This window comes from Vibrio sp. HENC-03 (assembly GCF_000305755.2).
GTDB lineage: Bacteria > Pseudomonadota > Gammaproteobacteria > Enterobacterales > Vibrionaceae > Vibrio > Vibrio owensii.
On sequence record NZ_JH976126.1, the window covers coordinates 78,087 to 94,810 of the forward strand.

Here is a 16,724-nt window from a genome sequence, read left to right on the forward strand (position 1 = left end):
CTCATGCTTCACCCTCTTCTGTTGTTTCTTCTTGGGCTTGGTCGTCTTGATCTTCTTCAGACAATAGGCTGCCTTGGCTAGGCTCTTTGGTGTGCACTACTGCTTCACCATCACGGATCAGACGCAGCTGCGCTTCACGCATGTCATCGCCAATACGTACATCGGCACCAAAGCGGAATACTGCTTCACTGATGCTGAATTTACCGGTTTCACCGATGTTGATGATCATGCCTAGGCGACGCAGACGACGAAGTGACGTACGTACTTTTTCAAACAGCTTCTCTTTATCAAGGTCAGAACCGGTAGCACGGTTCGTCACTAGCTTCATCAGCTTGTTTTCATCTGCTAGAGCAAGCAGTTCGTCGTACAGCTCTTGGTTAGTGAAGATGCCTTCGTGCGCAAGACGCTCTGGGCTTAGGTAAAGGAAACACAGTACCTTACCCACCAGCATGTCCAGTTCAGATAGGACACTACGACCAATCAGAGATGTTGAACGTGGACGAAGGTAGAAGAAACCTTCTGGCGCTTTCACCAATTCGGTGTTGTAGCGTTGGTAGAAAGAAGAAAGCTCAAGTTCGAAATCCGACAACAACGCGTGGTTGTCTAGATCTTCACTTGAGATATGACGCCCTGCTCGAAGCATGCTGTCTAGCGCTGGGAACAGAGGGTTAGAAATTGCTTTTGCCAGATTCTCTGACATGTATTCATTAGTATCGGTCGATGACATTCGCTTGTACCTTTGCCCCAAATTCGTTGATTGCTTTCCAGTCTGGCTGAACAGCTTGGTAGTCGGATTCTGAGTAACCCAGACGTACCGCCTGATCAACGACAATGCGAGCTAAATCAAAGTGATGGGTGTATGGGTGTTGTGCAAGGTAATCTCGCAGAACCACGCTCAAGTCGATTGGTGTGCCTTGATCTTTATGCGCTTTCAGCATGTCACCAATTCGCTCTGCCAACTCATCATTGACTTGTTGAAACTCTTCGTATTCTACTTCCATCGGAACTTGACCCGTTACCTCGTCATCACGCAGTACTAGGGCTTCATCACGAAGGTCAGAAAGCCTTTCCGCATCTGCATAAGTCAGATACCAAGGCGCATCGAAGTAATCTTTGACGGATTGACGCAGACGCGAGCTAAACGCACGGTTCTTATCCATATCAATGGCAGTACGGATAAACTTGTGTACGTGTCGGTCGTAACCAATCCAAAGGTCGATCGCTTGCTGGCCCCAGCTTGTGATTCGGTCCAGCTTCATTTGCAGACCAAATAAGGCTTCTTCGATGAACTCAAGCTCAGGATCACCGTAAACAATTTCTTGAATATCTAGGATCTGAGTTTGCAGTTCATCACTGGCAGCTTGCAGCGTATCTTGAAGTTCACGCAACGTGCTTGATGTTTCTGACAGTAGCGCTTCACAGTTGTTGATCGCTTCACGCCAGTCTTTGTTAAGCAGATCAGCAATCTGTTGTTTTACAGACTGTTGCTGCTCATCCATCACACGTTGGTTAAGGTCGATTTGATCGAAGATCTCGCCTACAGAATATTTCAAAATCCCGTAAACGTTTTTCTTCCAGTGACCCGGAGTGCCACCCTTTTGTGCCGCTTCAATCGCTTTTGCCATTTCATCCGCTACCATCGATAGCTGGATAGAAAGACGCAGTTTTGAGAACTCGCGATGACGCACGTAGTAGTCGGTAATTCCTATCGCTAATGGCGACAAGCGGTAAATGCTCGCTCCGTCAGTAATCTCACTGACAAAACGGCTCATAAGACGCTGCTTAACCATCTCGTTGATGGCATTGTTCGCACGGAAAGCCGAAGCTTCGCCGGTCTCATCAAAAAGTCGAGTGACGATGGCAAATGCGTCGTGCAATTCACCTTCACCCAATTCTTCATCGAACCTTTCATTACTTAGTACAGCGATGGCAATCAAAAATGCCAATCGCTCAGTGGTCAGGTTCAACGAGAAATCGTGCTGCTTAACCCAGCCAACCAACTCATCGATTGGTTGCTCTGCAGCATTGAGAGTCATCTCACTCATCGTTATTCCTGTTTATCGTTCTTCTTAGCCCACACGTGTATGTAGCGGCCTAATGAGAGGTATGGCTCTTGTCGACAAAGTTGTTTTTCTAGCGCCAACACATCTTCAAACTCGTAATCGCCCATGTATTGCATATTGCCTATGTAATCACTGAAGGAACGAATACCAGATTTGCCACAAATACTAAAACCAGAATCTTCTATCCATTGATAGACCTCTTCGGGTTTTAGGCCTTTCTGTGGCTGTAGTTTAAATCTTTTCCGGTGAGGCATGCCGTCTAAAATATGAGGAATGTTGCCACAAACCACATTTTTATAGACTAAGCCGTGGTGGTTATAGAACATAACCGAAGCAATGCCCCCCGGCTTGACCTGTTCCAAAACGGTCTCGAGTGCGGTTTTCGGGTCTACCAACCACTCCATGACGGCATGAAACATGACAAGGTCCACCTGCGTTTCCATATGGTCACCAATGGATTGGACAGGTGAATGAATCAGGCGATACTGCTCAAGCAAACCGTTTTTTTCAATATCCTGCTTTGCTAGTTGCAGCATTTCCGAAGATAGATCACATAAAGCGACATGATGTCCGAGCTTAGCAAGCTTTTGCGACAATTGTGCTAACCCACCACCCGCATCAAGGACTTGCAGGGCTTGATGGTCGGCGTCTAATTCACTTAGAATCTGTAGAAAATCTTCCCACACAATGATTTGGCGGATCTCCCCTTTATCGGAGCCGTAAATATTTTTTGCAAATTTGTGGGCGATATCGTCGAAATTGCGGTCTTCTGTCACTTCTGCTGAGTTATCATAACGGATTGTGCCGCTATTCTGTCACAAGGAAAGCAGGAATAAAGAGGGTTATCCTCATTTTTATTATCAATTGATGTTTTTTCGGACTATTTATGTATGTTTGAGCTGAAAAAAGTTATGTCAGCCTTGTTGATGCCTCTTCCGGCATTGCTAATCATAGGCTTGTTAGGTCTTGCTCTCATTAGTTTTACCACCAAACGTAAAACTGGCTGCTTTGTTGTTCTATTCTCTTTTGTCGGCATTTTTCTCGTTGCCTTCCAACCTGTTTCAACTAAGCTACTGATGCCGCTAGAGCGCGAGTACAAAGCGTTTTTACCCGTTTCTGGTACCGTTGACTATGTCATGGTTCTTGGTGCTGGTCACGTGGTGGACGATGAGATCCCGCCGACCTCTCAATTAAGTCGCACAGCATTGATGCGACTCACCGAAGGCATTCGTATTCTGCGCATGTACCCAGGTGCGAAGTTAATCCTGTCTGGTTATGCAGGTGGTTCTGAAATTAGCCATGCTCGTATGATGGCAAACGTCGCGCTTTCTCTTGGCGTTGCTAAATCCGATATTATTTTATTGGAAGACGCTAAAGATACATGGGAAGAAGCTCGCCAAGCAGCGGCGTTTGTTAAGCAAAAAGACATCGTGCTCGTGACTTCGGCAAGCCACATGAAACGTGCTTTGTATGAGTTCAACGCAGCGGGTATTAAACCTATCCCTGCACCAACGAACTTTATGGCGATTGATGACATCGAGCAGCCATGGCAAAAGTACGCTCCGAAAGCTCGTTACTTAGAGCAAACCGAACTGTACTGGCATGAGTATCTTGGTGGGTTATGGCAGAAACTGCGTGACAACGTAGGACAAACGCCAATGGTTGAAATAGAAGAGCCTGAAGTCGCACAACCTTAATTGCTGCCTAGCAAGAATGTTGTCGCTGATAAAGCTTATCGTTAGATTGCAGTAACTGAAATCACAGACACAAAAAAGGAGAGCCGATGCTCTCCTTTTTCTTTATTGCGATGATTTAGTCGCCTGCAAACATGTAGCCTTCACCGTGAACGGTCACAAAGATTTGTGGGTTCTTTGGATCAAACTCCATCTTAGCGCGCATGCGTCGAATCAGTACGTCGATAGTACGATCGTTTGGCGCATCCACTCGGTGGCTGATCATATTCAAAATACGCTCGCGGCTTAGTACCTGATTCGGGTACGAAGACAGTGCCACCAATAGCTCATATTCCGCTTTGGTTAGTTTCACTGGCTCACCGTTACGGCTCAGAGCACGACGTTGAATGTCAAACGTCCACTCACCGAAGCGCACAATGTGTTCTTCATTAGTGTCGTTCGCTGTCTTTTGCGAACCGCTACGTGCCGCCGAAATGCGCCACAGCAAGTTCTTAACGCGAACCAATAATTCCCTTAGTTCAAAAGGCTTTGTCACATAATCGTCTGCGCCCATTTCTAGGCCAACGATTTTGTCAATGCTATCCGTGCGTCCTGTCACTAATATGATGCCGATATCTGATTGGCTGCGTAATTCACGCGTAAGCATAAGGCCATCTTCGCCAGGCAAATTAATATCCAACATGATCAGGTCTACATCGCCACTTTGAAGCACTTCGCGCATTTCTGCCCCGCTCTCTGCTTCACTAACTTTGTAGCCTTCATTTTGGAAATAGCCCGCAAGCTTACTACGAGTTACTACATCATCTTCTACGACTAATACGTGATAGCTCATTTACACCACTTTCTGTCTTTTTTATTTTCCAAGACGTATTCTATTCATAACTAGTAACATTTCTAGTCATAGATACATTAAAAAGCAAGATTTTGCGTTTTTATTGATTCAAAGCAAGCTTATTTACAGCCATTCATAAACGCGCATATTTTCCCATAATGGATAACAATTATAGTTACTGCTATTCATCTTAATTGTTTACACTTAGGGGATAACCATTTAGGAGCAAAAAAATGCAAGAAGTGAAAGCTTTTAACGAGAAACGCGCAGAAATCTATTGGTGGTTTTCTAGCCTGTTCGCAAAAGAACTGACAGAGAAAGAACTAGAAAGCTACCACAGTGTTGAAATTCGAAGCTTTTTGGCTGGCCTTGGTGAAAATGAGTCATTAAAACCAGCTGTGGATACCCTTGTTGATGCACTTAACCGCCTACAAGATCGTGAAGACGCGCAACTTGAGTTGGCTGCAGACTTTTGTGAGCTTTTCCTTAAGACAGAAAAGCACGGTGCGCTGCCTTATGCCTCTATGTACATTGGTCAATCTGGTCTGCTAAACGACAAGCCAGCAGAAGAGATGGAAAAACTGATGGCAGAGTTTGGCGTGCAAGTTGATGAAAACCTGAAAGAGCCAGCTGACCACCTAGCGGTAGAGTTGGATTTCTTGGGTAATATGATTATTCGCTCTAACGAACTAGAGCAAGAAAAGCATATGGAAGAAGCGTTCGAAAAGCAGAACGATTTCATCCAACAGCATCTTTTGACTTGGCTACCTCAGTTTGCCGCTAAATGTAAGCAGTTCGACGAATTTGGCTTCTATGTTAGCGTTGCGCAACTATTAATTGCATTTTGTAAACTGGACAGCACCTACCTTCTTGGTGAATAATTGCCGCCTATTTTAGGGAGCCTGCTATTTAGGCTCCCTATTTTATTCGTTTAGTTTTAATCTGGCTTAAAGAAACCCAACCAATTTAGCCGTGAAAATGTGACCTCAAGGGCACAAAACAACCGCTGAAAATATTGCCAGCCTGCCCACATCAGTCTAAAATGTGAGCGCAAACGATTAAATATGATTTATATGTAAACCGCTGAAATATAGCGGTTTTTGTGTTTTCTTAACATGATTGCTGACTAATTCCTCACTTATAAAAGAAGGGAATATGAGTCTCAGCAACAAATGTTGCTACAAATCTTTTTATACCGATTCGGAACAACCACTGCCAAATATCTCAGCAATGCCCTTTCTTGCAGTTGCTCGGTTTGTGCAAGACCCTAAGCGTATGGTTGTCTTCACTCACGGTATTCAGTAGCTCGATACAGGACATCATTTATGGCCACTATTAAAGACGTTGCTCGCTTAGCCGGCGTTTCTACCACAACGGTTTCGCACGTAATTAACAAAACTCGCTTTGTTGCAGAAGCAACCCAAGAAAAAGTAATGAAAGCGGTTGATGAACTAAATTACGCGCCAAGCGCCGTTGCTCGTAGCTTGAAGTGCAACTCTACTCGTACTATCGGTATGTTAGTTACTCAATCAACCAACCTATTCTTCTCTGAAGTCATCGATGGTGTTGAGAGTTACTGTTACCGTCAAGGTTACACTCTAATTCTTTGTAACACGGGCGGTATCTACGAGAAGCAACGTGACTACATCCGCATGCTAGCTGAGAAACGCGTAGATGGCATCCTAGTAATGTGTTCTGACTTGACGGAAGAGCTAAAAGAGATGCTGGACCGCCATTCTGACATTCCAAAAGTAGTCATGGACTGGGGTCCTGAGAGCTCACAGGCAGATAAGATCATCGATAACTCGGAAGAAGGCGGCTACATCGCGACGAAATACCTGATCGATAACGGTCACACTGACATCGCGTGTTTGAGCGGTCATTTTGAAAAAGCAGCGTGCCAAGAGCGTATCGCTGGTTACCGCCGAGCAATGGCGGAAGCAAACCTAACGGTTAATGAAGATTGGGTTCTTGAAGGCAACTTCGAATGTGATACTGCTGTACTGGCGGCAGATAACATCACTGCAATGGAAAAGCGCCCAACGGCTGTCTTCTGTTTTAACGACACAATGGCGCTAGGCTTAATGAGTCGCTTGCAGCAAAACGGTATCAAAGTACCGGATGATGTATCCGTGATCGGTTACGACAACATTGAGCTTGCAGAATACTTTTCTCCACCGCTAACGACTATCCACCAACCAAAACGTCGTGTGGGTAAAAACGCATTTGAGATCCTTTTGGAGCGCATCAAAGACAAAGAACACGAGAAACGAGTGTTCGAGATGCAACCAGAGATCGTTGTTCGCAACACGGTTAAGAAACTAAACTAACCTCATCTGCGAACTCATTTTATAAAGCGCTCTTATGGGCGCTTTTTTAATATCTAAAAATAACTTTCCCCTAATGTTTCACCTCAAGAATACAACCTTAAACTTCGATAAGTTGCTGTTTTAATTAAGGTGTAGTCCATTTCCTACATCAAGCTTTTGTATGACAAGTAGATGCTCAGCAATATGAAACAAAACACATCAAATTAACGCTATTAACTGAACCAAGATCACACTTTTATATTTGAAACGTGATGTTAATTCAATATACGAAGTATTCTCAAAGAGTCACGCACAGGGCAAACCATTCGAAAGGGTGGGACGCAAAGCCTCCGGCCTGAACCATCTTATTAGATGGAAGGTAGCGGGGTTACCGATGGCAAATATGCATTAAGTGAGTTTACCCTTTAATGACATTGTGTCTTCATGCATTTGCTAATCTCTCGGACCTGATTTTTGGTGGCGTAATATTAATTACACCGAGATAACACATCATGGATAAACCGATACTCAAAGACTCAATGAAGCTGTTTGAGGCACTTGGTAATATCAAGTCGCGCTCAATGTTTGGCGGCTTTGGGCTCTTCGCCGATGAAACGATGTTTGCACTAGTTGTGAACAATCAACTTCATATACGAGCTGACCAACAAACTTCATCTGACTTCGAGACTCAAGGACTAAAACCGTACGTCTACAAGAAACGTGGTTTCCCAGTTGTTACGAAATACTATGCTATTTCTGATGATCTATGGGATTCGACCGATCGCTTGATTGAAGTTGCAAAGCAATCTCTAGAGACAGCTAAGCAAGAGAAAAAACAACAAGCGAGCACCAAACCTAACCGATTGAAAGACCTTCCTAATCTACGCCTTGCAACTGAACGTATGTTGAAGAAAGCAGGCATTGACTCTGTCGAGCAACTAGAAGAAGAAGGTGCCCTAAACGCTTATAAAGCAATCCAAGATACGCATGCCTCTACGGTAAGCCTTGAATTGTTGTGGGCGCTTGAAGGCGCTATCAACGGTACACATTGGAGCGTCGTACCTCAGTCTCGCCGGGAAGAGTTGATGAGTGCTCTCTCGTAGAGCAATCATTTCAGCATGACATTGAGTAAAAACCGCAGTTTTCACACTGCGGTTTTTTTTTGAAATTTTTTCTTACTCCATTCTGTCTTATTATTTAAGAAGCCAAACGGAGCCATTGATATGAATAAGAAACTGATTTTAGGACTGATCCTACTCGCGACCATCATCTTTTTAGGTGTCAACTTCGGTCAATATTTAACGCTAGAAAACGCAAAAGCACAGCAACAAGCGTTAAACAGTTTCATTGACCAAAACTTCGTGTTTGCCGCCGCAACCTATTTCTTCGCTTACATTGCTATCACCGCTTTTTCTATTCCTGGTGCTGCGGTTGTAACGCTTTTAGGTGCAGCCTTGTTTGGTTTTTGGACGAGTTTATTGTTGGTGTCTTTTGCCAGCACAATCGGTGCAACCATTGCGTTTTTAAGCAGCCGTTACCTATTACGTGAATGGGTGCAAAGCAAGTTTGGTAATAAGTTAAATGCCATTAACCAAGGTGTAGAAAAAGACGGTGCTTTTTACCTCTTCTCTCTACGTTTAATTCCGGTATTTCCGTTTTTCTTGATCAACTTGTTGATGGGTCTGACACCAATGTCAGTCGCACGATTCTACCTAACTAGCCAAATCGGTATGTTGCCAGGCACTGCCGTCTACCTAAATGCAGGTACACAGCTCGCCACTATCGACAGTCTTTCGGGAATTGTGTCGCCAACCGTATTAGCGTCGTTTGCTTTGCTCGGTTTGTTCCCAATCATCGCAAAATGGGTTATGAATAAAGTTCGCCCAGCCCAAGTTCAAAACGGAAATGCTTAATGAAGATATACATCGCTAAAAATCCTGCAGAAGCTCATATCGTCTGTGAGCTTCTCAAAACCGAACAGATAGCTTGTGAAGTAAGAGGTGAGGGAATGTTCGGCTTAAAGGGTGAGTTGCCGTTTAGCGATGATACAGACCCGTATGTTTGGCTTTTACATCCGGAACAGAAACTAAAAGCATCTGCCATTGTTGAAGATTATCGTCAACAAGCGGAATTGACTTATCAAGACTGGCAGTGCCCGCAGTGTTCAGAACAAAACGAAGGTCAGTTTGGTGCGTGTTGGCAATGTGGATATCAAATAGGGGAGCCATAACGGCTCCCCTACTCTTTTTATATCTTCGATAAATGCGTTAAGCCGCTAGACTCTGCTGTTTAATGAACTCGATGGAATGTTGGTTAAAGTCATCGGGTCTTTCTACATTACACACATGTCCACAATCTGGTATTTCTCTCAGAACGCTCAACTTATGCACCGCGACCATTTCTTTCACTGGCTTGATGAACATGTAGTCTCGGTCCCCCATCAAATACAGCGTCGGAATAGGTAATTCACGATCTTTGAAATATCTCATCAATGGGTTCACATCTGCCGCCAAAGTAAACCAACGCTTAAATTCTTTCTGGCATAGCTTCTTGGCTTCGCGAATAAACAAGTGTCTTGATTCACGCTGGTTCTTCTGCGGCATAACGATATAAGCAAACAACTTGTACAGCCACATGTAAGGAAGGATGTGTTTACCAAGGTTCCCCAATTTCACGAGTATCTGTGAGCGAGTATTTAAACGAGTAACTGCGCCACCCAGCACCATTGAGCGAACACGGTCTGAAGCCAGTTCAGCCAAGTTACGCACAATAATAGTACCCAAGGACATACCGACAAAGTGTGCTGATTGGATCTTAAGGTGATCCAACACTTTTAAAATATCCTGAGTAACAGCGGTAAAGGTATAGCGACTAGTAATCAGTTCTTTCAACAGTTGATTGGACTTTCCGTGACCTCGAAGATCGATGAGCAACAAATTGAAATGCTGCTTATACGCCTTGATTTGCTTAAACCAGATCGAAGAACTGCCACCAGCACCATGTACGAAAACAACCCACTCATTACTGGTAGGGTGCAAATAGGTTTTGTGGAAAAGAAGTGGCTGAGTCATGTATCAGTACGAAAAACACTTTTTGTGAAAGGGAATGGATAAATGCTACCACACTCCATAAGGGTAAGATAATAAAGGCACCTCATTCGGTGCCTTTCGTTACACTTTTTAAAGATTTTGCGTCAATTTAACGCAGCTCTATACAGTTGCAAATACTCTTCTGCCGCTTTTCGCCAACAAAAGTCTTTTTGCATAGCATGAAGTTGTACACGTCTCACTTCTGTCACATTTTGTGCGTAAAGCAGAAGCGCTCTCAACATTGTCAGTAATAGACCTTGCGGCGTTGGTTCATAGAAAACGAACCCCGTTGCATCGGCTGGATCCACATCGTAGTCATTCACGCTGTCTTTCAAGCCACCTACTCCACGAACGATTGGCAAAGTACCATAAGCCATGCTGTAGATTTGGTTCAAACCACAAGGTTCGAATTCAGAAGGCATTAGGAAGAAATCCGATCCTGCCTCAACCAAGTGTGCTAATTCGTTATCGTACGCTTCAACGAAGACAAACTTATCCGCAAATTGCGCCGCTACATCTCGTAACTGCGCCGCGAGAATAGGATCGCCCGTGCCAACCACAACTAGCTGAACATCGTGTTTTAGAAAGTCTGCCAACGCAGGCAATAGATAGTGCACACCTTTTTGCTGTGTTAGGCGGCACACCATACCAAACATGGCGCAATCTGATGCTTCAAGTCCCAGCTTTTCTTGCATTGCTTTTTTACATGCGTTCTTACCACGAACCATACTTTGACGATTGGCTTTATAGTTAAGCGGCAAGTTTGAATCGGTTTCTGGATTCCACGCACTGTAATCACATCCATTAAGGATGCCTACCAAATCATTAGCACGTTGCTGAAACTCCCACGCCATACCGTGGCTTCCAAGCTCAGTTTTCAGCTCTTCGGCATAAGTCGGGCTAACAGCATTGATTTTATCTGCGTTCATTACCCCTGCTTTCAGCATAATAATGTGCGTTGCACTTACTGCAGCATCTGGCACATTTCGGCTATGGAATTCTGGCAGACATTGAACATCGGAATAGCTAAACACGCCTTTGAACACCGCATTATGAATTGAAATAACACTGCGAGTATTAGCAAAGAAAGCGTCGTGGCCGTAACGATGTTTTAGCAGGAAGGGAACTAAGCCTGTGTGCCAGTCATTGGCATGAACAATATCGGGCTGGAAGCCAAGCTTTGGCAGCATGTCTAAGCAAGCCGCACTGAAAAACGCGAAACGCTCGCCGTTATCCGTGTAGGCTTGGTTGTTTTCCGCGTACATAGACGGACGATTGAAATAAGGAGGACAATCAATCAAATAAACCGGATTATCCCCAAGCGTTAACTTAAGGACACGGTAAGCAGTATGAGGCCAACTTGTTAGCTCTGTTTCCAGAACCGTTTCCGCTTCTGACAACTGTTCAATAGCGGTGTAGGCAGGTATAGAAATTCGTACATCTTGCTGAAGATTTTGAAGGGCCTCCGGCAGTGCCTTGGCTACATCAGCCAAGCCACCACTTTTAATCAGTCCTTCGACTTCAGACGCTACAAACAGAACAGACAAATTGTTAGTAGCCAACACGTGCTCCTTTTGGAATTACGACAATGCCATCATCTGACACATGATAGTGTTTTTTATCTTCTTGTAGATTTACACCAATTTGCGTACCCGGCGCAATATCTGCGTCTTTATCTACAATCACGCGACGAAGCACACAACCTTCCCCAACCTTCACATCACCGAGCAAAATACACTGGCTGATGTCACACGCTGAAGCAATATTACTGCGGAAACCAAGTACTGATTTTTCAATGCGAGAACCGCGCACGTAGCTGCCGTTACATACTAGACTGTCGATGATCTGAACTCGACCATTTACAGAGTCAGTGAAAGTTGCAGGTGGCAATGGTGGGTAGTAAGTATGCAGTGGCCATTTGCGGTTGTAGAGAGAGAATGGTGCATCTTTCTCAAGCAGATCCATATGTGCTTGCCAGTACGCATCGATTGTACCTACATCGCGCCAGTAAACTTCTTCTTTCTCACCTGTAATGCGGTTCATGCTGAAGTCATAGACAAACACATCACCACGAGGGAACATCTTAGGAATGATGTCTTTACCAAAGTCGTGAGTAGAGGCTTCATTGTCAGCGTCTTCAATCAATTCTGAAAATAGCGTTTGAGCTTCAAAGATGTAGTTGCCCATAGAGACAAGCGCATGCTCTGGGTCACCAGGAATTGATTTTGGGTTTGCAGGCTTTTCTTCAAAGCCAATCATTCGACCTTCACTGTCTACTTCGATAACACCAAATTGAGAGGCTTCCGATAGCGGCATGCGCAGTGCCGAAACAGTCAAAGATGCTTCTTTTTCTTGGTGGAAAGCAAGCATCTGTTTAATGTCCATTTTGTAGATATGGTCTGAACCAAAGATACATACTTGATCCGGCTCCGCCAATTCCATAAAACGTAAATTTTGGTAGATAGCATCGGCTGTACCTTCATACCAACGCTTACCCGTACGCATTTGCGCAGGAATTGGGTCGATAAAACGGTCTGTAATGCCATTGATGTTCCAACCCTTTTTCAAGTGATGGAATAGAGATTGAGATTTGAATTGAGTAAGGACGTAAATACGCATTAAATCCGCATTTACAAAGTTATTCAGAGCGAAATCAATAAGTCGGTAACTTCCGCCGAAAGGGACCGAAGGTTTACTGCGGGATTCCGTTAAAGGTCTCAAGCGAGAGCCTTCACCGCCAGCAAGAATCATTCCCAAAACACCAGCCATTCGTTGTTCTCCATATATAGTTATAGCTTGGAACTGGTATTCACTTGAAATGAGCAGAACTCGGGGAGTCAAGCGAATACATTATTGCATCCGCACTGATAAGTTTCTTTGAACCCTCACAGCGCGAACTAAAAAAGCTATTGCACATCCTCGTACGCACGCACCTTCGTTGTTTTTTATTTTTGGTGCTAAATAACCGCATACAGTTGCATTATTTGTGTAATAAGTTATCGAACTGGAACTAAATTACAATTTAAAATATGCCATTCCGTGTTGTATACAGATGTTGCTTACTCAATACGGTATCTTGGTCACACTATGAGACGCAAACGATTACATTGTGAAAACAATTTACAAACCGATTAACTACACAAGCGCAGTTTTGCGACAGGATACGATGAAACTATGACCGTTCTATGAAAACAGAAAGGAGAAAATTTGAATGGAAACAATTGGCGATGTGAATGTTTTATAGAATAACAAGCAAAAAACAAGGCAGCGTATTCGCTGCCTTATTCGTTCTAATTTATCACTTAAGCTTTCGCTTTCGGTTTCTTGCGCTTGTCTGTGATTTCCCACTTACCGTCAATGAATAGCGCAGTCCAACCACTTGGTTTACCATCATCTTCAGTACGCACGTAGTTCTCTTTGCTCTTACGGCTAAAACGAACCACTGCTGGGCGACCATCTGGATCCGCCGCTGGTGCTGTCGTTAGGTATTTGAACTTCTCTGGAAGACGCTCTTCAAATCGAGCCAGTTCAGAAACCAACGGCGCACGCGTCTCACGTGATTTAGGGAAGTTGCTTGCCGCCATGAATAGGCCAGAAGCACCATCACGAAGAACAAAGTAAGCGTCTGAGTTTTCGCATGGTAGTTCAGGGAAGTGAACTGGGTCTTCCTTCGGTGGCGCAACTTCGCCATTCTTCAGAATCTTACGAGTGTTCTTACACGTTTCACTCGTACAATCCATGTATTTACCGAAGCGACCGTTCTTAAGAACCATGTCAGAGCCACACTTGTCACACTCAACAACTGGGCCATCGTAGCCTTTCACTTTGAACTCGCCATACTCAACGATGTAGCCTTCACAGTTCGGGTTGTTACCACAAACGTGCATCTTGCGTTTATCGTCAATCAGGTACGCATCCATCGCTGTTTCACAGATAGGACAACGCTTCTTAGCACGCAGTGCCGCGGTTTCCACGTCTTCTTCTAGAACGTTGATGATGCCTTCTTCGTCACCTAGGTTGATGGTCGTCTTACAACGCTCTTTAGGTGGCAATGCGTAACCAGAACAGCCAAGGAACACACCGGTAGACGCGGTACGAATACCCATTGGGCGACCACAAGTTGGACACTCGATATCTGTCATCACAATGTGATTCAGTTTCATGCCGCCTTCGTTTTCGTCTTGTTCCGCTTTCTCAAGATCACCCGTAAAGTCTGTGAAGAAGTTGTCTAGGACATCTTTCCACATCACGTCACCTTCGGCGATTTGGTCAAGCTTCTGCTCCATACGAGCCGTGAAGTCGTAGTTCATCAGATCGTTAAAGCTGTCATCTAGACGGTCAGTAACAATCTCACCCATCTTCTCTGCGTAGAAACGACGCTGGTCTACTTTCACGTAGCCACGATCTTGGATCGTAGAGATGATCGATGCGTATGTAGAAGGACGACCAATGCCACGCTTCTCAAGTTCTTTAACCAATGCTGCCTCTGTAAAGCGCGCAGGTGGCTTAGTAAAGTGCTGCTTAGGCTCAAGCGATTCTAGGTCTAGCTTATCGCCCAACTGAACTGCTGGAAGAATCGTGTCTTCGTTTTTACCCATTGGGCGTTGCACGCGAGTCCAACCATCAAACTTAAGGATACGGCCTTTCGCTTTCAGCGTGTATTCCGCAGCTTTAACGCTGATAGTGGTTGAATCGTATTCTGCTGGTGTCATTTGACACGCAACGAATTGATTCCAAATCAATGAGTAGAGCTTGTGAGCGTCAGCATCAACACCTTGTAGGTCTTCTGCTTTCACTGCTACATCGGAAGGACGAATCGCTTCGTGCGCTTCTTGTGCACCTTCTTTGCTACCGTATCTCAACGGGTTAGCAGGAAGGTATTTATCGCCATACTCTGAACCGATGAAGCCACGAACTGCATCTACCGCTTCTGCACTCAAATTGGTTGAGTCAGTACGCATATACGTGATGTAACCCGCTTCATACAGACGCTGAGCCAGCATCATGGTCTTCTTAACACCGTAGCCTAGACGAGTACTCGCCGCTTGCTGAAGTGTTGAGGTAATGTATGGAGCAGACGGCTTACTCTTCGTTGGGCGGTCTTCGCGCTTACAAACTTCGTAGCTTGCTTTTTCCAGTACCGAAAGCGCTGCTTTGGTCTCTGTCTCGTTGACAGGCTTAAACGCAACGCCATCTTTTTGCGCAACAAGCAGTTTGAATGCTGTCTTATCTTTGGTATGTGTATTTGCGTTGATGTCCCAGAATTCTTCTGGAATGAAAGCGTTGATTTCACGCTCACGCTCAACCAATAGTTTTACCGCTACTGACTGTACACGACCCGCAGACAAGCCACGTGCAACTTTCTTCCATAGCAATGGAGAAACCATGAAACCTACGACGCGGTCCATGAATCGACGTGCTTGCTGTGCGTTAACACCATCCATATTCAGCTCACCAGGCGTCTGGAAAGCTTGTTGGATTGCATTCTTAGTAATCTCGTTAAAAACTACACGTTTGTATCGCTCTTCATCGCCACCGATGATCTCACGAAGGTGCCATGCGATAGCTTCTCCCTCGCGGTCCAAATCGGTTGCGAGATAAACGAAATCAGCGTCTTTGGCTAATTTTTGCAGTTCACTAACAACTTTTTCTTTGCCTGGAAGGATTTGGTAATTCGCATCCCAGTCATGATATGGGTTAATCCCCATTTTTTTGATTAGAGCTTTACGGTCTTTTTCTTTTTTGACACGCGCTTTCTCTTCCGGGCTCATTCCTTTAGTAGAAATGGCAGCGGCTTTTTTCTCACCAGTGCTTTGACCGGCCGTAGGCAGATCACGCACGTGACCAACACTAGACTTAACAATAAAGTCTTTACCAAGGTATTTATTTATCGTCTTAGCCTTGGCTGGTGACTCCACTATAACGAGCGATTTACCCATAACTGACTCTAACGTCCTTCATAATAATGCGGGTAACTGCCCCCTAAGGAAGCTACCCGCATAATGTTCTATTTCATTGCTTCTTTTTTTACTATTGTGCGAGATGAAAAGAAGATCAACTGCTTTTTTGAAATTCAGATCCGATTGGTTGACAATTCATCGCCTTTCTAATTTGACGAGGCAGGGTTCTGCAAAAGGTCTTGAGCGGCATATACTAAGCAGGCAAAGATTCCTCCCGCTAGTCGAATTCAATAAATTTTGTCTCTCATCACAAAATATTTTTTCTTTCACGATCAGAGCCTAACCTTAGATTACGACGCTGAAATAGCGACGATTTGCATATAAGAATCACTTACCTTGTTGCTTCTATATAAATCTATATAAAGAAGTAAAACCTCTTGGAACAATGCTGGTAAAACACGTAATCAGAGATTTAGGTATGCAAACCCATGATGTTTGTGGGTATACTGCTGCCACTTAAGATTTATTGAATGACGAGAACGTTATGTCTGATAGAAAACACATTGAAGAGTTCGACCTTCTTTTGATCGCTAACCAAATCATCCAAGAACACGATGACTACATTGAAGGTATGCGTGCAACGAGCGTAGTAGAAAAAGACGATGTATTGGTATTTAAAGGCGAGTACTTCTTAGATGAAAAAGGTCTGCCGACCACCAATACTACAGCCGTATTCAATATGTTTAAGTACCTTGCGCATCACCTGTCAAAAGAGTTCACGCTGAACAAATAAGCGCTTCAAAATTCAATAAAAAAGCCAGAGTCTCAACTCTGGCT

General features: G+C 44.4%; 15 protein-coding genes and 1 riboswitch. Of the genes, 7 read left to right on the top strand and 8 right to left on the bottom strand.

Annotation, left to right across the window (positions count from 1 at the left end):
- Nucleotide 1: 1 nt before the first annotated feature.
- From mukE to cmoM, 3 genes are read right to left on the bottom strand one after another with little or no spacing between them, the layout of a single operon-like run.
- Nucleotides 2-727 (bottom strand): chromosome partition protein MukE, encoded by a 726-nt coding sequence (mukE, locus tag VCHENC03_RS07040; protein WP_005378379.1) that lies wholly within the window; start codon nt 725-727, stop codon nt 2-4.
- Nucleotides 708-2,045: a chromosome partition protein MukF gene (mukF, locus tag VCHENC03_RS07035; RefSeq protein WP_009707095.1), complete on the bottom strand. Its 1,338-nt coding sequence runs from the start codon at nt 2,043-2,045 to the stop codon at nt 708-710. The genes mukE and mukF overlap by 20 nt, the downstream gene beginning before the upstream one ends.
- 2 nt (nt 2,046-2,047) lie before the next feature.
- Entirely contained in the window at nt 2,048-2,839 is a 792-nt protein-coding gene (cmoM, locus tag VCHENC03_RS07030) for a tRNA uridine 5-oxyacetic acid(34) methyltransferase CmoM (RefSeq protein WP_005441671.1), read from the bottom strand.
- Between the two features lie 114 nt (nt 2,840-2,953).
- On the opposite strand from cmoM, the gene elyC reads away from it, so the two are divergent.
- Nucleotides 2,954-3,760 (top strand): envelope biogenesis factor ElyC, encoded by an 807-nt coding sequence (gene elyC / locus VCHENC03_RS07025; protein WP_005441670.1) that lies wholly within the window; start codon nt 2,954-2,956, stop codon nt 3,758-3,760.
- A 115-nt stretch (nt 3,761-3,875) separates the two neighbouring features.
- Here the strand turns inward: elyC and torR are convergent, their stop codons facing one another.
- The gene (gene torR, locus VCHENC03_RS07020; protein ID WP_009707096.1) at nt 3,876-4,589 is read right to left on the bottom strand and encodes a two-component system response regulator TorR; all 714 of its coding nucleotides are present in this window, start codon (nt 4,587-4,589) and stop codon (nt 3,876-3,878) included.
- 233 nt (nt 4,590-4,822) lie between these two features.
- Here torR and torD point away from each other — a divergent pair, with 233 nt between their 5' ends.
- The 5 genes from torD to VCHENC03_RS0126130 all read left to right on the top strand — a co-directional run bounded on the left by torD (nt 4,823) and on the right by VCHENC03_RS0126130 (nt 9,128).
- Entirely contained in the window at nt 4,823-5,470 is a 648-nt protein-coding gene (torD, locus tag VCHENC03_RS07015) for a molecular chaperone TorD (protein ID WP_009707097.1), read from the top strand.
- A 444-nt stretch (nt 5,471-5,914) separates the two neighbouring features.
- Entirely contained in the window at nt 5,915-6,919 is a 1,005-nt protein-coding gene (gene purR, locus VCHENC03_RS07010; protein ID WP_005441667.1) for an HTH-type transcriptional repressor PurR, read from the top strand.
- A 285-nt stretch (nt 6,920-7,204) separates the two neighbouring features.
- A riboswitch (cyclic di-GMP riboswitch) is annotated at nt 7,205-7,294 on the top strand.
- A gap of 116 nt (nt 7,295-7,410) precedes the next feature.
- The gene (locus VCHENC03_RS07005; protein ID WP_005441664.1) at nt 7,411-8,001 is read left to right on the top strand and encodes a TfoX/Sxy family DNA transformation protein; all 591 of its coding nucleotides are present in this window, start codon (nt 7,411-7,413) and stop codon (nt 7,999-8,001) included.
- 120 nt (nt 8,002-8,121) lie between these two features.
- Nucleotides 8,122-8,811, top strand: coding sequence for a TVP38/TMEM64 family protein (locus VCHENC03_RS07000; protein ID WP_005441662.1), 690 nt, complete (start codon nt 8,122-8,124; stop codon nt 8,809-8,811).
- On the top strand, nt 8,811-9,128 hold the full coding sequence (locus VCHENC03_RS0126130) for a putative signal transducing protein (protein ID WP_020195004.1): 318 nt from the start codon (nt 8,811-8,813) through the stop codon (nt 9,126-9,128). The genes VCHENC03_RS07000 and VCHENC03_RS0126130 overlap by 1 nt, the downstream gene beginning before the upstream one ends.
- A gap of 37 nt (nt 9,129-9,165) precedes the next feature.
- Here the strand turns inward: VCHENC03_RS0126130 and VCHENC03_RS06995 are convergent, their stop codons facing one another.
- The 4 genes from VCHENC03_RS06995 to topA all read right to left on the bottom strand — a co-directional run bounded on the left by VCHENC03_RS06995 (nt 9,166) and on the right by topA (nt 15,926).
- Nucleotides 9,166-9,969, bottom strand: a complete 804-nt coding sequence (locus VCHENC03_RS06995; RefSeq protein WP_005441659.1) for an alpha/beta fold hydrolase — start codon at nt 9,967-9,969, stop codon at nt 9,166-9,168.
- 122 nt (nt 9,970-10,091) lie between these two features.
- Nucleotides 10,092-11,549, bottom strand: a complete 1,458-nt coding sequence (glgA, locus tag VCHENC03_RS06990) for a glycogen synthase GlgA (RefSeq protein ID WP_032802939.1) — start codon at nt 11,547-11,549, stop codon at nt 10,092-10,094.
- Nucleotides 11,539-12,756: a glucose-1-phosphate adenylyltransferase gene (glgC, locus tag VCHENC03_RS06985; RefSeq protein ID WP_005441655.1), complete on the bottom strand. Its 1,218-nt coding sequence runs from the start codon at nt 12,754-12,756 to the stop codon at nt 11,539-11,541. Before glgC ends, glgA begins: the two co-directional genes overlap by 11 nt.
- 533 nt (nt 12,757-13,289) lie before the next feature.
- Nucleotides 13,290-15,926, bottom strand: coding sequence for a type I DNA topoisomerase (gene topA / locus VCHENC03_RS06980; RefSeq protein WP_009707099.1), 2,637 nt, complete (start codon nt 15,924-15,926; stop codon nt 13,290-13,292).
- 505 nt (nt 15,927-16,431) lie between these two features.
- Between topA and VCHENC03_RS06975 the strand changes: the two genes are divergently transcribed.
- A complete protein-coding gene (locus tag VCHENC03_RS06975) occupies nt 16,432-16,680 on the top strand; it encodes a YciN family protein (RefSeq protein ID WP_005441647.1) in 249 nt (82 codons plus the stop codon).
- The last annotated feature ends 44 nt before the right edge of the window (nt 16,681-16,724 follow it).